At 58.7% G+C, this 14,804-nt stretch carries 15 protein-coding genes and 2 riboswitches; of the genes, 6 read left to right on the top strand and 9 right to left on the bottom strand.

The features are described from left to right. A partial coding sequence (locus BN1189_RS02380) for a dicarboxylate/amino acid:cation symporter (RefSeq protein WP_143242233.1) occupies positions 1-528 on the top strand: 528 nt, incomplete at its 5' end. A 44-nt stretch (positions 529-572) separates the two neighbouring features. On the opposite strand, the gene BN1189_RS02375 is transcribed toward BN1189_RS02380, so the two are convergent. The 3 genes from BN1189_RS02375 to BN1189_RS02365 are packed head-to-tail and all read right to left on the bottom strand — an operon-like array spanning position 573 to position 2,794. Continuing rightward, on the bottom strand, positions 573-1,592 hold the full coding sequence (locus tag BN1189_RS02375; protein WP_040225082.1) for a hypothetical protein: 1,020 nt from the start codon (positions 1,590-1,592) through the stop codon (positions 573-575). Between the two features lie 15 nt (positions 1,593-1,607). Next, positions 1,608-2,474 carry a permease prefix domain 1-containing protein gene (locus tag BN1189_RS02370; protein ID WP_040225080.1) on the bottom strand — a complete coding sequence of 289 codons (867 nt, stop codon included), beginning with the start codon at positions 2,472-2,474 and terminating at the stop codon, positions 1,608-1,610. Beyond that, positions 2,471-2,794, bottom strand: a complete 324-nt coding sequence (locus BN1189_RS02365) for a PadR family transcriptional regulator (protein ID WP_040225079.1) — start codon at positions 2,792-2,794, stop codon at positions 2,471-2,473. The genes BN1189_RS02370 and BN1189_RS02365 overlap by 4 nt, the downstream gene beginning before the upstream one ends. Positions 2,795-3,023: 229 nt before the next feature. Here BN1189_RS02365 and BN1189_RS02360 point away from each other — a divergent pair, with 229 nt between their 5' ends. After that, on the top strand, positions 3,024-4,277 hold the full coding sequence (locus tag BN1189_RS02360) for a dicarboxylate/amino acid:cation symporter (protein ID WP_040225078.1): 1,254 nt from the start codon (positions 3,024-3,026) through the stop codon (positions 4,275-4,277). 188 nt (positions 4,278-4,465) lie between these two features. On the opposite strand, the gene BN1189_RS02355 is transcribed toward BN1189_RS02360, so the two are convergent. The 6 genes from BN1189_RS02355 to BN1189_RS02330 all read right to left on the bottom strand — a co-directional run bounded on the left by BN1189_RS02355 (position 4,466) and on the right by BN1189_RS02330 (position 11,481). Continuing rightward, positions 4,466-5,533 (bottom strand): S1C family serine protease, encoded by a 1,068-nt coding sequence (locus BN1189_RS02355; protein ID WP_082194103.1) that lies wholly within the window; start codon positions 5,531-5,533, stop codon positions 4,466-4,468. Positions 5,534-5,656: 123 nt separating this feature from the next. Then, positions 5,657-5,881, bottom strand: coding sequence for a hypothetical protein (locus BN1189_RS02350; protein ID WP_040225073.1), 225 nt, complete (start codon positions 5,879-5,881; stop codon positions 5,657-5,659). A 264-nt stretch (positions 5,882-6,145) separates the two neighbouring features. Continuing rightward, the gene (locus tag BN1189_RS02345; protein ID WP_052455582.1) at positions 6,146-7,321 is read right to left on the bottom strand and encodes an acyl-CoA dehydrogenase family protein; all 1,176 of its coding nucleotides are present in this window, start codon (positions 7,319-7,321) and stop codon (positions 6,146-6,148) included. 158 nt (positions 7,322-7,479) lie between these two features. Continuing rightward, positions 7,480-8,934 (bottom strand): MFS transporter, encoded by a 1,455-nt coding sequence (locus tag BN1189_RS02340; protein WP_040225084.1) that lies wholly within the window; start codon positions 8,932-8,934, stop codon positions 7,480-7,482. Positions 8,935-9,015: 81 nt separating this feature from the next. Next, positions 9,016-9,119: riboswitch (SAM riboswitch) on the bottom strand. Between the two features lie 49 nt (positions 9,120-9,168). Further along, the gene (locus tag BN1189_RS02335; protein ID WP_040225072.1) at positions 9,169-10,308 is read right to left on the bottom strand and encodes a 5-methyltetrahydropteroyltriglutamate--homocysteine S-methyltransferase; all 1,140 of its coding nucleotides are present in this window, start codon (positions 10,306-10,308) and stop codon (positions 9,169-9,171) included. Positions 10,309-10,344: 36 nt separating this feature from the next. Then, positions 10,345-11,481, bottom strand: a complete 1,137-nt coding sequence (locus tag BN1189_RS02330) for an aminotransferase class I/II-fold pyridoxal phosphate-dependent enzyme (RefSeq protein WP_040225071.1) — start codon at positions 11,479-11,481, stop codon at positions 10,345-10,347. Positions 11,482-11,557: 76 nt separating this feature from the next. Next, positions 11,558-11,665, bottom strand: a riboswitch (SAM riboswitch). Between the two features lie 195 nt (positions 11,666-11,860). Between BN1189_RS02330 and BN1189_RS02325 the strand changes: the two genes are divergently transcribed. From BN1189_RS02325 to pncB, 4 genes are all read left to right on the top strand, one after another. Then, positions 11,861-12,424 carry an NADPH-dependent FMN reductase gene (locus tag BN1189_RS02325; protein WP_082194102.1) on the top strand — a complete coding sequence of 188 codons (564 nt, stop codon included), beginning with the start codon at positions 11,861-11,863 and terminating at the stop codon, positions 12,422-12,424. A gap of 94 nt (positions 12,425-12,518) precedes the next feature. After that, entirely contained in the window at positions 12,519-12,719 is a 201-nt protein-coding gene (locus tag BN1189_RS02320; protein ID WP_040225070.1) for a hypothetical protein, read from the top strand. A 453-nt stretch (positions 12,720-13,172) separates the two neighbouring features. Next, the gene (locus BN1189_RS02315; RefSeq protein WP_143242227.1) at positions 13,173-13,841 is read left to right on the top strand and encodes a hypothetical protein; all 669 of its coding nucleotides are present in this window, start codon (positions 13,173-13,175) and stop codon (positions 13,839-13,841) included. Between the two features lie 197 nt (positions 13,842-14,038). Continuing rightward, positions 14,039-14,804: nicotinate phosphoribosyltransferase (gene pncB, locus BN1189_RS02310; protein WP_040225066.1), on the top strand; the 766-nt coding region annotated here is incomplete at its 3' end.

The following is a 14,804-nucleotide window of genomic DNA, read 5'->3' as shown; positions in this document are numbered from 1 at the left end:
TTCTTCAAGACCTTCACCCCGCCGCAAGTCGTGGCGTTCAGTACGGCGAGCTCCGCCGCTACGCTGCCGCTTTCCATGAAGACTGCACAGGAGAAGCTGAAAGTGCCGGAGTCGATTTCTTCTTTCGTCCAGTCGCTCGGCGCGACGATCAATATGGACGGAACGGCGATCATGCAGGGGGTCGCGGTCGCCTTCATCGCCCAGGCGTACGGAATCGATCTTACGACCGGACAGCTCGTGACGGTCGTCCTGACGGCGGTGCTCGCAAGCATCGGGACGGCGGCCGTGCCGGGTGCAGGCCTGATCATGCTGGCGATGGTCCTCACATCGGTGGGGCTTCCGGTCGAGGGGATTGCGCTTGTGCTCGGCGTCGACCGGCTGCTTGATATGATCCGGACATCAGTCAACATCACGGGCGATGCGGCATGCGCCCTCATGATCGCGCAGTCCGAAGGCGTCCTCGGGGAACCTGACACGGAAGACGCCGTCATCAACAAGGAAGACCGCACGGCAGAACCGGTAAATTAAACGAAGAAAACGGCCCGCTCAAATCAGAGCGGGCCGTTCTTTGATCAGTCAAGCGGAATGTCGGTGACCGGGCCCCCGTCCGCCGGCATTTGCTTCAGATGGAAGTCGGGCCGGCTCGTGGCGAAGCCGGTGTTTTCCAGGAACCAGATCATCTCGCCACCGGGGCCTGCAATCGGCTTGCCGGCATGGGTTTTGAGCCGGGTCAGCTGCCTGCTTTTTCCGGAGGCCCGGTCAAAGCGGAACAGTTCATATTCGAAGATGCCGCTGTCCGAAGTCTTTGCTACGGCCTGGTAAATGATGTCGCCGTCAGGGAGGATCAGGAAGTCGTACACATCTTCTGAAACATCGAGGTCCACTCGTTCCGGAGTGCCGCCGCCGCTCGCCACCCGGTAGATGCCCAGTTTGGCCTCGAACGTTTCCTCGGCCGTCTCCGCCTCCTCGTCCCCGAACATCGAGAAGAAGACCGAATCACCCGCCGGCACGTTGAGCGACTGCATCTCGTAGGCCTTCAAGTCGGTGAGTGCTTGCATGCTCCGGTCGGACAGGCGGTACAGATGAACATCGAAATCATGAGGATGCGGAGCGGCGACAGGGGAGTAATTTTCAAACACGGCGGCCCGGAGCAGGTAAAGCCGGTCGGGGTCATCCGGATCGAACCGGATTTCCGTGATCATTCCGTCGTCCTCGAGCGCCGCCTCGTCGGTCCCGCTTTCCGTGTCGAGGAACCGGACTGTGCTGGAGACGCCCTTCGTCGGATCCTTCGGCACGACCGAATAGGCGATCGTGCGTCCGTCCGGTGAAAATGAAAGATCCGCGATGCGCCGGTCCGTCGCCGTTTCGGCCAGCGGGCCGGAAAGGGTGCCGTCCGGATTCCGGAGATGGATGCCGGCCTTCCCTTCCGAGTAGGACACGTATCCGATCGTCCCGTCTGTTGCAGCGTCAAAGGCATCCGACAATCCTTCCGCTTTTTCTTCTTCCGGTTTCTGCAGCATGAACCCGGCGGCAACCGAGGCTGCGGTAGCGGCCGCGATCAGCACGAGGGCGATCAGCAGCGATCGTCTCATTATCGATTCCCTCCTTCAAGGGACCCGGAAGAACAGGAGCAATCCGGCGATGAGGCCGGCCAGCTGGACTCCGGTGATCCCGTATGCAGTCTTAACAAACCCTTTTGATAACAGCAGGCCCTGGGCCAGGTAAGTGAGCGCCCAGAAGCCGGCCGGGACGAGGGCGAATAGCCAGAAACGGTCGGTGCCGTCGGTGAACGCGAAATACACCCATAGCAGGAACAGGGAAGCGGCGACCGACAGAACGCCTGTCGTGACATTCATCAGGTTGATCGTGATGTCGTGCTTTTCAAGCGATGCCCTCCGGGTCCGGTAGTCATAAGCGGATGTCCGGTAGATCAGGGCCAGGCAAAGCAGGATCAACAGCCAGCCGGCCGCAGCCAGGATTCCGCCCGGCTTTCCGGATGAGCCCGAGGCGAGCATCGTTCCGGCGAGCAGCACGGCAAGCTGGAGCAGAAACATGGAATTCAGCGCAAAGCGGCGGTTTAGGGCGGACGGCGGATCCATCGCGAAGACGAGCAGCAGGCCGCCGGAAGCCGAACTGAGAATGAGCCAGACGGGACTGGCGCTCCAGTCGGAAAACAGGACCGCATAAAACACCGCAAACCCGAACAGCAGGGAACCGGCTGCCAGCGAAAGGATCATGGCCCGGCGGTACGGATAAAGCGCCTGCTGGATCTGGCGGCCGACGGTCCGTCGGTCCCCGAACCGCAACATTGCCTGTTTTTCCGCTTCCGCATCGGACAGCCCTTCCCGGACAAGCTGCCTGAACGTTTCATCCAGATGGCCCGCCAGTTCTTCGGCCAGGTCGCGGCGCTCCCCGCGGGTCCCGTCCGTCTGATCGGAGATCTCTTTTGCAAAGCGGAGCAGCACGGGTCTCATTGCAGCCCCTCCGCCGTCTTGCGGATCAGCGAGTCGACCTGGTTCCAGCTTTCCATCTTCTCCGCCACCGCCTCTCCTCCTTTATCGGTGAGGCGATAATATTTCCGCCTTTGTCCCGTCCCTTCAACCCAGTAGGATTCCACCCAGTTTTTCCGTTCGATCCTTTTCAGCGCCGCGTACAGCGTTCCTTCGCTCATTTCATAGGCACCGCCGCTCAATTCATGGACGAGCTGGACGATTTCATAGCCGTACAGGTCCTTTCGGCGGAGCAACGACAGGAGCAGCAGATCGATGCTGCCTTTCAGCATCTCTTTTTCCATCGGAATTCCTCCCTGAGCTGTTTCGTGCATTGTAATACGAGGTACATCGTAATGCAAGGTAAATGGTCAATGAAAATCCCTCAGTCGAAGAATAAAACTCCATATAGAGTGAAGTCTGAAATATTAGTTATCTTATTGACATATGGACAAGTCCGCAATTATAATATAAAGAAAGCGCTTACATCGTCAGTCGGGGGAAATGGCAAACAACCAGAATGGAGGGGTCCGGATGAAGTTGGCGAGGAATATCCTCATTGCACTCGTTGCCGGTGTCTTGGTCGGTCTTGTCCTTAATCTGTTTGCGCCGGGTGTCTTTGTGAAGGCGGATCAGTTCTTGTTCAAGCCTCTCGGAACGATCTTCCTGAACCTGATGAAAATGCTCGTCGTTCCTGTTGTATTCATCTCCATCGTGCTCGGGACGGTCGGAATCGGTGACCCGAAGAAGCTGGGCCGGATCGGGATGAAGACAATCGGCTATTTCCTCATGACGACTGCCGTGGCGATCGTGATCGCGCTCTCCATCGCGCTCGTCGTGAAGCCGGGGGCAGGCGGAGGATTCGAGACGGAAGGAGCGGTATACGAGGCGCAGGAAGCGCCGCCTGTCGCGGATACGCTCCTTGGGATCATCCCGACGAACCCGCTGACCGCGATGGCGGAAGGAAACATGCTGCAGATCATCTTCTTCGCGGCGCTTGTCGGATTCGGGCTTGCCATGCTCGGGGAAAAGACGGACCGGCTGAAGCTGCTGTTCGAACAAGGCGACCGGCTTGTCATGTTCCTGATCACGTTCATCATGCGGTTTGCGCCGTACGGGGCATTCGGTCTGATCGCGTCGGCGGTGGGCAGCCAGGGATATGATGCGCTCCGGGCGATGGGGCTTTATATGGGCGTGGTGCTCGGTGCGCTCCTCGTCCACTCGATTATCGTATATGGCGGTTCGGTCGCCGTGCTCGGGAAGCGGAATCCGGTGTGGTTTTTCAAAAACTTCTTCCCGGCACAGGTCGTGGCGTTCAGCACGGCAAGCTCCGCAGCCACCTTGCCGATTTCGATGAAAACCGCACAGGACCGGCTGAAAGTGCCGGAGTCGATCAGCTCATTCACCCAGTCGCTCGGAGCGACGATCAACATGGACGGCACGGCGATCATGCAGGGGGCGGCCGTCGTGTTCATCGCCCAGGCGTTCGGGATCGATCTGACGATGGGGCAATTGCTCACGGTCATCCTCACGGCGGTTCTTGCGAGCATCGGGACGGCTGCCGTGCCGGGCGCCGGGCTCATCATGCTGGCCATGGTCCTTACGTCGGTCGGGCTTCCGGTAGAGGGGATCGCACTCGTACTCGGCGTCGACCGTCTGCTCGACATGGTCCGGACGGCCGTCAACATCACGGGCGACGCGGCATGCGCAGTTGTCGTATCCCAGTCGGAAGGCACGCTCGGCGAACCGGATGCAGAAGGGGCAACGCCGGAAGTCGAGACCGTCTGAAATGGGAGAACAAGAAAACGCAGGACCGGGTCGGACCGGTGCCTGCGTTTTTTGGTGGTCAGGAGATCAAGCGATAAAGATAACGTTTTGCCGGATAAAGATAACGCTCTGCGGGATAAAGATAATGCTTCCGGCGATCAAGATAACGCTACCCGGAAAATCCGCTTTTGAGGCGCATTTTCCAGTGGTTAATCGGCTTCATCCCGAAGGCGGTACAGCTCGTCCACCGGAATGAACAGGCCGACCGTGCCCTCCGTTTCGTGGTTCAGCGTGGCGAAAATGATTCCGATCACCCGGCCGTCCCGGTTGAAGACCGGGCTTCCGGAGTTGCCCCGGTAAACCGGTGCTTTCATCATGATCACCGGCCGGTCAAGCCCGTCCAGGCGGATCGGGCCGATGACGGTCCCCTCATTGGCCACGCCCCGGAAACTGAGCGGGTTCCCGATGAACGTGACGGGATCGCCTTCGATCAGGTTCATCGAGTCCGCCAGCTCTAGGGAGGGGAGGCTGGATTGTCCGGTCTCAAGCACGGCCAGGTCCGATCCCGGATACGTCTCCGTCACATCCGCCGGGAACCGCCGGTCATCCGACGTCACGACCGACACCCGGTCATGGCCTTCCACGACGTGATGGTTCGTCAGGACGGTTCCGTTTTCCGAAATCAAGAACCCGGTGCCCGAGCCGTCGGACGTGACGATCGACACGATGGATTCTTTCTGCGTCTGGACAATCTCCTGTTCTGATAATCTGGACGATGTGCGGAGGAAATCCACCGCGGCAATCGGATACAGTTCGAAGATGAAAGCGAATGTGCTGACGACCATGGCGGCCGAGATCAGCCAGATCATCATCTTTGTGCCGAACGACGGCTTGCGGGGGCGGCTGCGCTCGATGTGTTCCTTGGCGAGGGCTTCGCGCTGCGCTTCAAGGACAAGCCTTCGGATCTCCTCATCTTCGGGGTCCGGCGCCTCCTCATCATCCACTTCCGCTTCACCGGGAAGGGAATCGCCATCATCCTCTCCGGGAAATCCATATTGGTCATCGGGGTCATCGATCGGTTCATTCGACCCTTCGGCGATCGAGTCCCAGATCACCCAGTCATCGGGTTCCCAGATGTCATCCTCGCCGTCGTCCCAATAATCGTCCTCGTCTTCCCGTGCTTCTTCATCCAGGTCTTGTTCTCGTCTGTGCGGAGGCGGCTCTTCACTATGATTTAATCCGCGGGGCCGGTCCTCCCGATCATCATGTCGATCCATCATTTCCCACCTTCGTGCAATCATTGCTTTCATTATACATGAGGAGGCGGTGCGGGTCTTTTTGGGCCCGGGGCAAGAGACGAAAAAGCGGCCGCCCGAGGGCATCCGCCGGCGGCACATTCGTCAGCTCCGTATCGAGCAGAACAGGCGGTGCAGTGCCTTGAATATGATGGCGAGCGCAAAGAGCGCGATCACCAGCACAACGAGAATCGCCAGTGTCCCGAGCACCCCGGTCAGCAGGAGCACTGCAGGCAGGAGAAAAACGAGCCCGAGCAGCGCGAAGCCGGCCAGGATGGCCAGAAAGTAGAGGCTGATCAACGGGTTGCAAGAGCATGAGCATTGCGACATGATATTCACCTCCTCCACCTATCGTATGCCGTGCGGCAGTCGACAGCGGGGCGATTGGCGGGGAAGTGATGATCATGTCGTAGATTTTGCGTAAGTCTATCAGCCGTTTCCGCAAGTTGACGCTCACCCCGCAGGGAGGTTGAATGATGAATGTGATCGCAGGGGGCGTGAGTGTGATCGGAGAGGCCGTGAGTGTCATCGCATGAGGCGCGAGTGTGATCGGAGAGGCCCCGAGTGTGATCGCAGGGATTCCGGAGCCGTTATTCAGCCGTTTTCGTTTTCCTCTCCGGGGCTTGTTCCTCGGATGGCGGCTTCTGCCAGGGCGCCGATGGTCATGTCGTCCGCCGGCGGATTGTGGAGGCCCGCCCGGACGTTCCGGTAAAGGCGCTGGAGAGGGTTCGTTCGCTGAAGGCTCTGTGCACCGACGATCCGCATGGCTTTGTCGACGATGGAGATCGCTGCATTCGTGACGGTCGTTTTCGCTGCGGGCACTTCATTTGCAAGGAATGGCCGGCGGGCTTCATCGTCGTAGGCGTCTGCCACGCTGTAGATCAGATGGCGCGCCTGCAGGAGCTCCAGCTCGATTTCGCCGAGAAGCCGGCGCACGTTCGGCAGTTCGCTGATCGGGCCTTTGATGCTGTTCGGCGCATGCTTGCCGGCAAATGACACCGCATAGTCCCGTGCCGCCTGGGCGATGCCGAGGTAAGTGGCGGGGATATGGAGGAGCCAGCCGTCGAATTTCGGACCGGACCCTTTTCCGGGAAGTTCGACGAGCGCGCTCTGGTCGGCCCTGACTTCATCCAGCACGAGGTCGTGGCTGCCGGTCCCCCTCATGGAAATGACGTCCCACGTCTCCTCGACGGACAGGCCGTCCAAGTCTTTGTGAAGGAGGAAAAAGCCGATCTGCTCCTTGTCTTCAACCCATGCGGAGGTGAGGAAGTAGGTAAGGGCGGGGGAGCCGGTCGTGAAGGCTTTCCGTCCGCTGATCACGTAGCCGTCTCCGTCCCGGACGGCCACCGTGCCGGGGCGTCCTCCGCGCGACGGGCTTCCGGTGAGCTTTTCGCTCACTGACCGGTTGATGAGCGCTCCGCCAAGAAGTTCCTCGGCCAGGAAGCGGCGCATGTCCCCGCTCCACTCGCGCTTGTCGAAAATGCTGCCGGGAACGCCGAAATTCCACCCGACCGAGAGGGAGACATTTTCATCATATTTGGCGAGCGTTTCCTGGAACAGCACCATGTCATGGACGCCGATCCCCGATCCTCCGTATGCAGAAGGGACGGCGAGCGCCGTGTAGCCGGAGTCGGCCAGCGTCCGGATCTGCTCGACGGGATAGATTCCTTCCTCATCACGTTTTTGCGCATCTTCGGCAAACCGTCCTCCGATCCGGCTGAGCCGGTCCACCCAGTCTTTCTGAAATTCATTTTGTATCCATAAGTCCATGATCGGTCTCCTCCTCTTGGTAGATGTTCATATTGAAAAGTATAGAGGAACGGCCCGTTTGTTTCATAAGAAAGAACCCGGATGCCTGGGAGCATCCGGGAGATGTGCACTTCAACTTATAAACCACCCGGCCGTTTCATGAAATCCGGGAGCCCCGTTCAGGCAGCGGTTGCGGCCGGCTTCAGGGCTTTCGCCGAAACCGCAATGACCAGGAAGAAGGCGGCCCCCATCAGTCCGGCGTCCAGCAGGAGCGGAACCCCCCAGTTCCCGGATGCATCGCGGATGACCCCCGACACGACCGGCGAGAGGATCGCCCCGATTTCGGCAATCAAGTTCAACATGCCGAACATCGAACCGCGCTGTTCGGCAGGGGCCAGGTCGTTCGCCAGTGCATGGGCGACCGGGTGGGAGGAGAAGAAGAACAGGCCCGAAACGAACAGCAAGACCGAAAGAACGACCGGATGATGGAAACCGGCCATGACATACCCGGCGAAGACAAAGGTCAGGGCGGTCACGATGGCCAGCTGGGTGGCCAGGACATTCCGCCGACCGTTCGGCTTGACGGCCGCCCGGTCTGAGATCATCCCTCCGAGCGGGAATCCGATCACGCCGGCAAGTCCGTTGAAGGATGCCACCAGGGCTGCGGTGACGAGCGCGCTGCCGCCGAAGTCCTGTACGATCGACACTGCCCAGAAACCGTAAAACCAGAGATGCCACATGATCGGGATGAAGACGAGATAAATGAGGAACAGATTGCGGTTTTTTAAGATCGGTTCAATTTCTTCCTTCTTCCTTCTGTACAGAAAGATGATCAGGACCGGGCAGAGCGCAGTCAGCATGAGCGCAATGCCGATGTCTGATACTCCGAAGCGTGTGGCGACCACGTAGATGCCGAGCACGATGGCGAGGAAGACGGCGCAATAGCCGAAGAGCGGCGGCAGGGCCTTCCTGTATTCGGCCTTGACGCCCGGCGAAGAGTGATCGGTGCCCGGTGCCCATTGCTTCGGCTTCAGGAACCGGGCGATGAGCACGCCGGAAATGATCGTAATCCCGCCAAGGACAAAAAACGGAATCCGCCAGGCATCTTTGCCGAAGTAAGGTTCCGCCCAGCCGAGCAGGAGCGGCACTCCGAGCGTGGCGACCGTAAGTCCCATCGAAACCCCGATCAGCGCGATGCCCATCCCGAGGCCGACTTTCTCCGGAGGCGAATGGTAGGCGATGTATGAACGGTCGTTTGAATAGAAGACCCCTTCGCCCAGGCCGAGCAGCACACGGAAGATGATAAATGTCAGAAGTCCTCCCGCAATTCCGGTCAAAATCGTTGCCACGCCCGCCCAGAAAATACTCAGGACGATGATCGCCCGGTAGCCGAACCGGTCTCCGAGAAACCCGCCCGGGGATTGCGTCAGCATGAATCCCGCAAAGAACAGGCTGCCGACAAGTCCGCCGATTGCATGCGGATTTGAAACATCCGCAAAAAACGCCACTTCATGTTCGATCATGTACGAGATGATCGGCCCTGTCGCCGTACGGTCGATATAGGAGACGAACCAGCCGAGGAACAGCATGCCCCAGATGGTGTGGTAATGTTTCCAGCCTTCTTTTCTGCTCATTTCTGTCACTCCATCCGAATGGTTTTCTGGTCGGAGCGAATGGAAAATGCCCCGCTTGGCGCGGGGCATGGCCTTCCGTCGCTCTCATGTCCGGCGCATATGCGCCTCCGGAATTGGCACCTTTCCCGTCAAGGGGTGGTTGCCGGGCTTCATCGGGCCGGTCCCTCCGCCGCTCTTCATAAGAGTATTCAATTCTCGATGCGGTCCTCGGCTGTCCGGGACCCGATCACCCGGTCACCGGGACTCTTTTCCCCATACATCTTCTGCAATCTTCACCACGTGACGGATCTTTGCCCACTGTTCCTCTTCGGTCAGGTTGTTGCCCTCTTCCGTCGAGGCGAAGCCGCACTGCGGGCTGAGAGCGAGCTGCTCAAGCGGGATATACTCGGCGGCCTCCCGGATGCGGGCCTTGATCGCTTCTTCGTCTTCCAGTTCGGGGCGTTTTGACGTCACGAGTCCGAGCACGACGGTCAGGTCGGGGCGGTTGACGAAGCGGAGCGGTTCGAAACCGCCGGAGCGCTCATCGTCGAATTCCAGGAACAGGCCATCCACATCCAGTCCGCCGAAGATGACTTCCCCTGCGCGCTCGTAGCCTCCGCTCGTGAAGTACTGGGAACGGAAGTTGCCCCGGCAAATATGCATCGTGACGAGCAGGTCATCGGGCCGTCCGGCAATGGAGCCGTTGATGGCCCCGGCGAACTTGTGGATGAGCTCGTCCGGATCCGATCCCAGCGCCCGCACCCGGTCCCGCTCTTCTTCCGTGAAGAAGGAAGTCCATGCCGTGTCATCAATCTGAAGGTACCGGCAGCCGGCTGCGTATAAATCTTTGATCAAAGCGTTGTAGGCGGCGGTGACATCTTCGTATACGTCTTCATGCTTTTCGTATGCGTCTGTTTCAAGCGCTGCCCGGGCAAAGATGAGGTTCGGACTCGGGATCGTAAACTTGACGGTCGTTCCTTCGCCCGCTATCGCCTTCAGAGATTTGAAGTGGTCGATAAACGGATGATGACCGCTGTAGCCGACTTTTCCCACGACCCGGATTCCGACAGGCCGTGTCTGAACGGCGTTGAACTTGCGGACGCCATCGGGTGTCTCATACAGTTCCACACCATCCAAACCGGCGAGAAAGTCGAGGTGCCACCAGCTGCGCCGGAATTCTCCGTCCGTGACACCGTGGATGCCGTTCGCTTTCTGGGCCTCCACGAGCCGCTTGATCTCTTCGTTCTCGACGGCGGTCAGTTCTTCTCGGGAGATCTCCCCGTCCTGGAACTTGATGCGGGCTTCTTTGAGACGGGCGGGACGGAGGAAGCTGCCGACATGATCTGCCTTGAATGGTGCGCGAGTTTGTGTGGCTTTCTTTGTCTGAGTGGTCATTTGGATTCCCTCTTTCTTTTTGTTGGTGGATGGGTCTTATGTTGCCGGTACGGCAGTGTTGCCGATCTTCTGCCGGGCCAGTTCAAATGCCCGCGCCAGATCGGCGATCAGATCGTCCGCGTCTTCGATGCCGACCGACAGGCGGAGGAGCGAGTCGTCGATGCCCCGGCGTGTCCGTTCTTTCTGCGGGATGTCGGCGTGCGTCTGGGTCGACGGGTAGGTGATGAAGGTTTCGACGCCGCCGAGGCTTTCGGCGAAGGCGATGAGTTCCAGGTTTTCGAGGAGCGGGGCGACGAGAGCCGGATCCCTCACACGGAGCGACAGCATCCCGCCTCTGCCCGGGTACAGCACTTCCTTCACCGAAGGTTCGGATCGGAGCCGCTCCGCGATTTCCCGGGCATTCGCTTCGTGCTGGCGCATGCGGAGCGGGAGGGTTTTTAGCCCGCGGATCACAAGCCACGAGTCGAACGGGGAGAGGACGGCGCCTTCGGCATTATGGTGGGCGGCAAGCTGTCCGCACAGGTCCTCTCCTTTTGCGACGACAAGGCCGGCGAGGACATCATTATGGCCGCCAAGGTATTTTGTTGCGCTATGGACGACGATATCGGCGCCGAGCACAATCGGCTTCTGCAAGATCGGGGTGTAGAACGTATTGTCCACGATGAGCAGCAGACCGTGCTTTTTGGCAATCTTGCCGTAGATCTCCAGATCGATCTCCTGGAGGAGCGGGTTGGTCGGTGATTCGATGAACAACGCCTTCGTGCCGGCCGTGATGGAGCGCTCGACCTCGGACGGGTCGTCAAACGGCAGATAATCGACCGGAATGCCGTACTGTCTCCGGTAATGCTCGAACAGCCGGTACGTACCGCCATACAGATCTTCGGGAGCGAGAATCCCGTCACCCGGGCGGAACAGGGAAAGGACGAGGCCGATCGCCGCCATGCCCGAGCTGCAGGCGAATGCCGCGTCGCCTTCCTCCAGTTCCGCAAACCCTTCTTCAAGCAGTGCGCGCGTCGGGTTTTTCGTCCTGGCATAGTCAAAACCGGTCGACCGGCCGAGTCCCGGATGCTCATAGGCCGTGGACAAGTGGATGGGCGGATTCACCGCACCGGTCCGGGGATCTGTACGATTCCCGAGCTGGGCGAGTAGCGTGGAAGTATTTCTTTTCGTCATGGTCGCCTTCCTTTCGTGAAATAATAAAACCGGACCCTCATAACAAGAAGAGGGCCCGGCTGGTCGCGTGGTCATCTTCTCATCTCCCGGATCCGTCTGGGGATCCGCTGGAATTAGCACCATCGCCCGCAGGCAGGTTGCTGAGACATCAAAGGGCCAGTCCCTCCGTCTCTCTGGATAAGAATCAGTTATGGAATTGTTTGAAAATTTCATTGAACCCACTTTACCATCATCCAAGAAGAGAAACAAGACCTAAAATTCATTTAAATAATTGCAAGGGCTTACAATGCGGGAAGTCTCGGCTTCAAGGCATATCACCGGATTTATGGGGCATAATCTTGTATGATAGGCATAGCATCGATATGAAGGAGTCCTAAAAATGACCATCAAAGTAAAAGCCATCATCGGGAGCACGAGCTCCGCTTCTTATAACCTGAAAGTCGTCGAAACCATGCGCCGCCGCTATGAAGGCAAGCTCGACATCACGCCGGTCTTCATCAATGCGCTGGAGCCGTTCGCGATCGACATCGAAAACGACCCGACGCCGAATGTGCTTGATTTCAAGGCGGACGTCGCCGACTCGGATGCCGTTCTGTTCGCCGTTCCGGAGTATAACTTCTCGATTCCGGGCACACTGAAAAATGCCATCGACTGGATGTCGCGCGGCGAACTCATCCTGCAGGGCAAGCCGGCGTTCATCATCGGCGCCTCGATGGGTCAGCTCGGCTCTGTCCGCGCCCAGCAGCACCTCCGCGAAATCCTGTCGAATCCGAATCTGGCGCCGGCAATCCTGCCTCAAAACGAGGTGTATATCGGCGCCGTTCATACGAAGCTCGACGATGACGGCAACCTGTCGGACGAGACGACACTCGCGTTCCTCGACAAAGTGGTCGACAACTTCATCAAGTTCTATGAAAAAGAGGCGGCCGCAACCGTCCGTTAAGTATCCAATCCCGCATCTCCCTCCGGAGCATGCGGGATTTTTGGTTGTCGCGCAGTAGTTGCGGGTAACTTATATGAGAGAAGGAGGGATTCAGTTGGATAAAAACAAAAAACACCAAAACGGCCCGGCAAAAGAAGATGTGAAGCGATCCGAAGATCCGGAGAAGCTGGCCCTCGGTCCGGACGATGACAATCAGTTCACCGGCATGCCGGACGGCAAGATGCCCGACTTCGAACCGGAACAGAGCGGCGAGGGGCAGATGGAGCAGGCCGAAAAGAGCACGGACGAAAAGTGACGCAGATGCCGGATACCCGGACAATTCCAAAACGCACAACGGCGTTCAGGCGACCGTTGTGCGTTTTGTTTTGATTAGTCCCGCAGAGTTCTCAATGGCTCTGCTTGCATCAGTGGATCAGCTCAAGGAATGGGAGCCTGTATGAGAGCGGCGGATGTGATCGCTCCCGCGCAGGCTTTTTGATAGTCGTTAAAGCCTCTGCCTCTCAGATTTGGGTGAAGGGAAATCTACCGGATGCCCGGCATTCAGGGGTCCGCCTCTACAATCCTCCACCAATAAAGAGCGAAGCTTTCGGTCGGTCATCTTCAGGAAACCGCATAGCCGTGCGAGTTGCCGTATGCGGTTCAACTAGTTTTCCGCACCGTTGGACGAAACAATCGACAGGCGCCGGTAGATTCGCCCATACATAAAACTGCCGGCTGAATAGATTGATAAGGCAAGGAGGTGATAGAAATGAATCAACAACAAATGATGGATCACGCCCGGCAGGAGATGCCGGAGATGCTCCGGACGCTGGATGCCCAGATTGCGGAGGCGAGGTCGGCCGGAAACAAGGAGGAACTCCACGGCCTCCAGGCGGTCCGAAACGGGCTGACCCAGCTGGACAACAGTTTCCTCGGCAACATCGTGTTCGACCTCGTGACGGTCGAACTTCCGGAGAGATCGATTGACCGGTCCCGAATCCCATACTGGGCCGTCGCCAAAAACCGTGCCTACCTGGAATGTTGCCTGGAGTCCGCTCCGGCACATGTCCCATACGACCCGTGCGCCTGCGGACCGGCGCCGCCCAACGGCCCGACGACCTATGACGTCAAGGCCTGCGGAGAGATTGACTGGTACTTCAACATGTATCTCGACACGACGCTCAATGGTCCTTACGGAACATGCGCATCAACGAACACGCTTCCGTTCTCGGTCTCCGGGACGACCTGTGTTCACCACACGATCTGCGAAGGGACGGGACCGAACGGATTCTCCTGCCCCGACTTCTGCAACGTCTTCACCATCGCTTTGCGTTGCAAAGTCTGCCCGATCAGCCAATTGTTTGTCGAAAATAAGCTGGTCGTTGCCTATCTGATCATCCATGTTCTCCCGGACTGCAACGGCATGTCCCCGCTCTAAACCAAACATCCCGCGTCAGCGAAGTCCACACGAAGGGCCGTTCCGATATTCCGGATTGGCCCTTTGCCGCTGTCCGGCTCCGCCCGGAATTTCCACAGGCGTCCGGCTCTCCGTCAATGGTTGCACGCCGGCAGGGCAGGGTATTGGATGGATAGTGTATACTATTCGCAAACAACGTTTCGGAAGAAGGGATTTTCATGTCGACGAAGTATGCAGATGACAGCCTGATGCTCCATACCGACCTGTATCAGATCAACATGGCGGAGTCGTATTGGGCGGACGGCATCCATGAGCGGAAGGCGGTCTTTGATCTTTATTTCCGCAAGCTGCCGTTCGGGAACGGCTATGCCATTTTTGCGGGGCTGGAGCGGGCGCTCGGATATTTGCGGGAATTCCGGTTTACAGAGAGCGATATCGGCTATCTGCGGGATGAGCTCGGTTACCGGGAAGACTTCCTGTCTTATCTGGCGGAGCTCCGGTTTACCGGTGACGTCTATTCGATGGTGGAGGGGGAAGTCGTGTTCGGAAACGAGCCGCTCATCCGGGTCGAGGCGCCGCTCATCCAGGCGCAGCTCATCGAGACGGCGCTCCTGAACATCATCAACTACCAGACGCTCATCGCGACGAAGGCGAGCCGCATCAAGCAGGTCGTCAAGAATGATGTGGTCATGGAGTTCGGATCCCGGCGCGCGCAGGAGCTCGACGCGGCGATCTGGGGAGCGCGGGCGGCCGTGATCGGCGGGGTCGAGGCGACGAGCAACGTCCGGGCGGGGAAGCTGTTCGGAATCCCGGTCGCCGGAACCCATGCACATTCCCTCGTGCAGGCGTACGAAAGCGAGTACGAAGCATTCCACGCCTACGCGCGCCGCCACAAAGACTGCGTGTTCCTCGTCGATACGTACGACACGCTGAAGATTGGCGTGCCGACCGCCATCCGGGTCGCAAAGGAGCTCGGCGACAAGA

The organism is Bhargavaea cecembensis (assembly GCF_000826125.2).
GTDB lineage: Bacteria > Bacillota > Bacilli > Bacillales_A > Planococcaceae > Bhargavaea > Bhargavaea cecembensis_B.
The sequence above is the reverse complement of the archived record's forward strand: the minus strand, read 5'-3'. Positions and strand labels throughout refer to the sequence as shown.

Excerpts from the sequence above, each read along its gene's own strand:
- BN1189_RS02325 (WP_082194102.1), top strand. The coding sequence starts at position 11,861 with ATGACCATCAAAGTAAAAGCCATCATCGGGAGCACGAGCTCCGCTTCT.
- BN1189_RS02350 (WP_040225073.1), bottom strand. The coding sequence starts at position 5,881 with ATGTCGCAATGCTCATGCTCTTGCAACCCGTTGATCAGCCTCTACTTT.
- BN1189_RS02345 (WP_052455582.1), bottom strand. The coding sequence starts at position 7,321 with ATGGACTTATGGATACAAAATGAATTTCAGAAAGACTGGGTGGACCGG.
- BN1189_RS02370 (WP_040225080.1), bottom strand. The coding sequence starts at position 2,474 with ATGAGACCCGTGCTGCTCCGCTTTGCAAAAGAGATCTCCGATCAGACG.
- BN1189_RS02355 (WP_082194103.1), bottom strand. The coding sequence starts at position 5,533 with ATGGATCGACATGATGATCGGGAGGACCGGCCCCGCGGATTAAATCAT.
- BN1189_RS02365 (WP_040225079.1), bottom strand. The coding sequence starts at position 2,794 with ATGGAAAAAGAGATGCTGAAAGGCAGCATCGATCTGCTGCTCCTGTCG.
- BN1189_RS02375 (WP_040225082.1), bottom strand. The coding sequence starts at position 1,592 with ATGAGACGATCGCTGCTGATCGCCCTCGTGCTGATCGCGGCCGCTACC.
- BN1189_RS02330 (WP_040225071.1), bottom strand. The coding sequence starts at position 11,481 with ATGACGAAAAGAAATACTTCCACGCTACTCGCCCAGCTCGGGAATCGT.
- BN1189_RS02360 (WP_040225078.1), top strand. The coding sequence starts at position 3,024 with ATGAAGTTGGCGAGGAATATCCTCATTGCACTCGTTGCCGGTGTCTTG.
- BN1189_RS02335 (WP_040225072.1), bottom strand. The coding sequence starts at position 10,308 with ATGACCACTCAGACAAAGAAAGCCACACAAACTCGCGCACCATTCAAG.
- BN1189_RS02315 (WP_143242227.1), top strand. The coding sequence starts at position 13,173 with ATGAATCAACAACAAATGATGGATCACGCCCGGCAGGAGATGCCGGAG.
- BN1189_RS02340 (WP_040225084.1), bottom strand. The coding sequence starts at position 8,934 with ATGAGCAGAAAAGAAGGCTGGAAACATTACCACACCATCTGGGGCATG.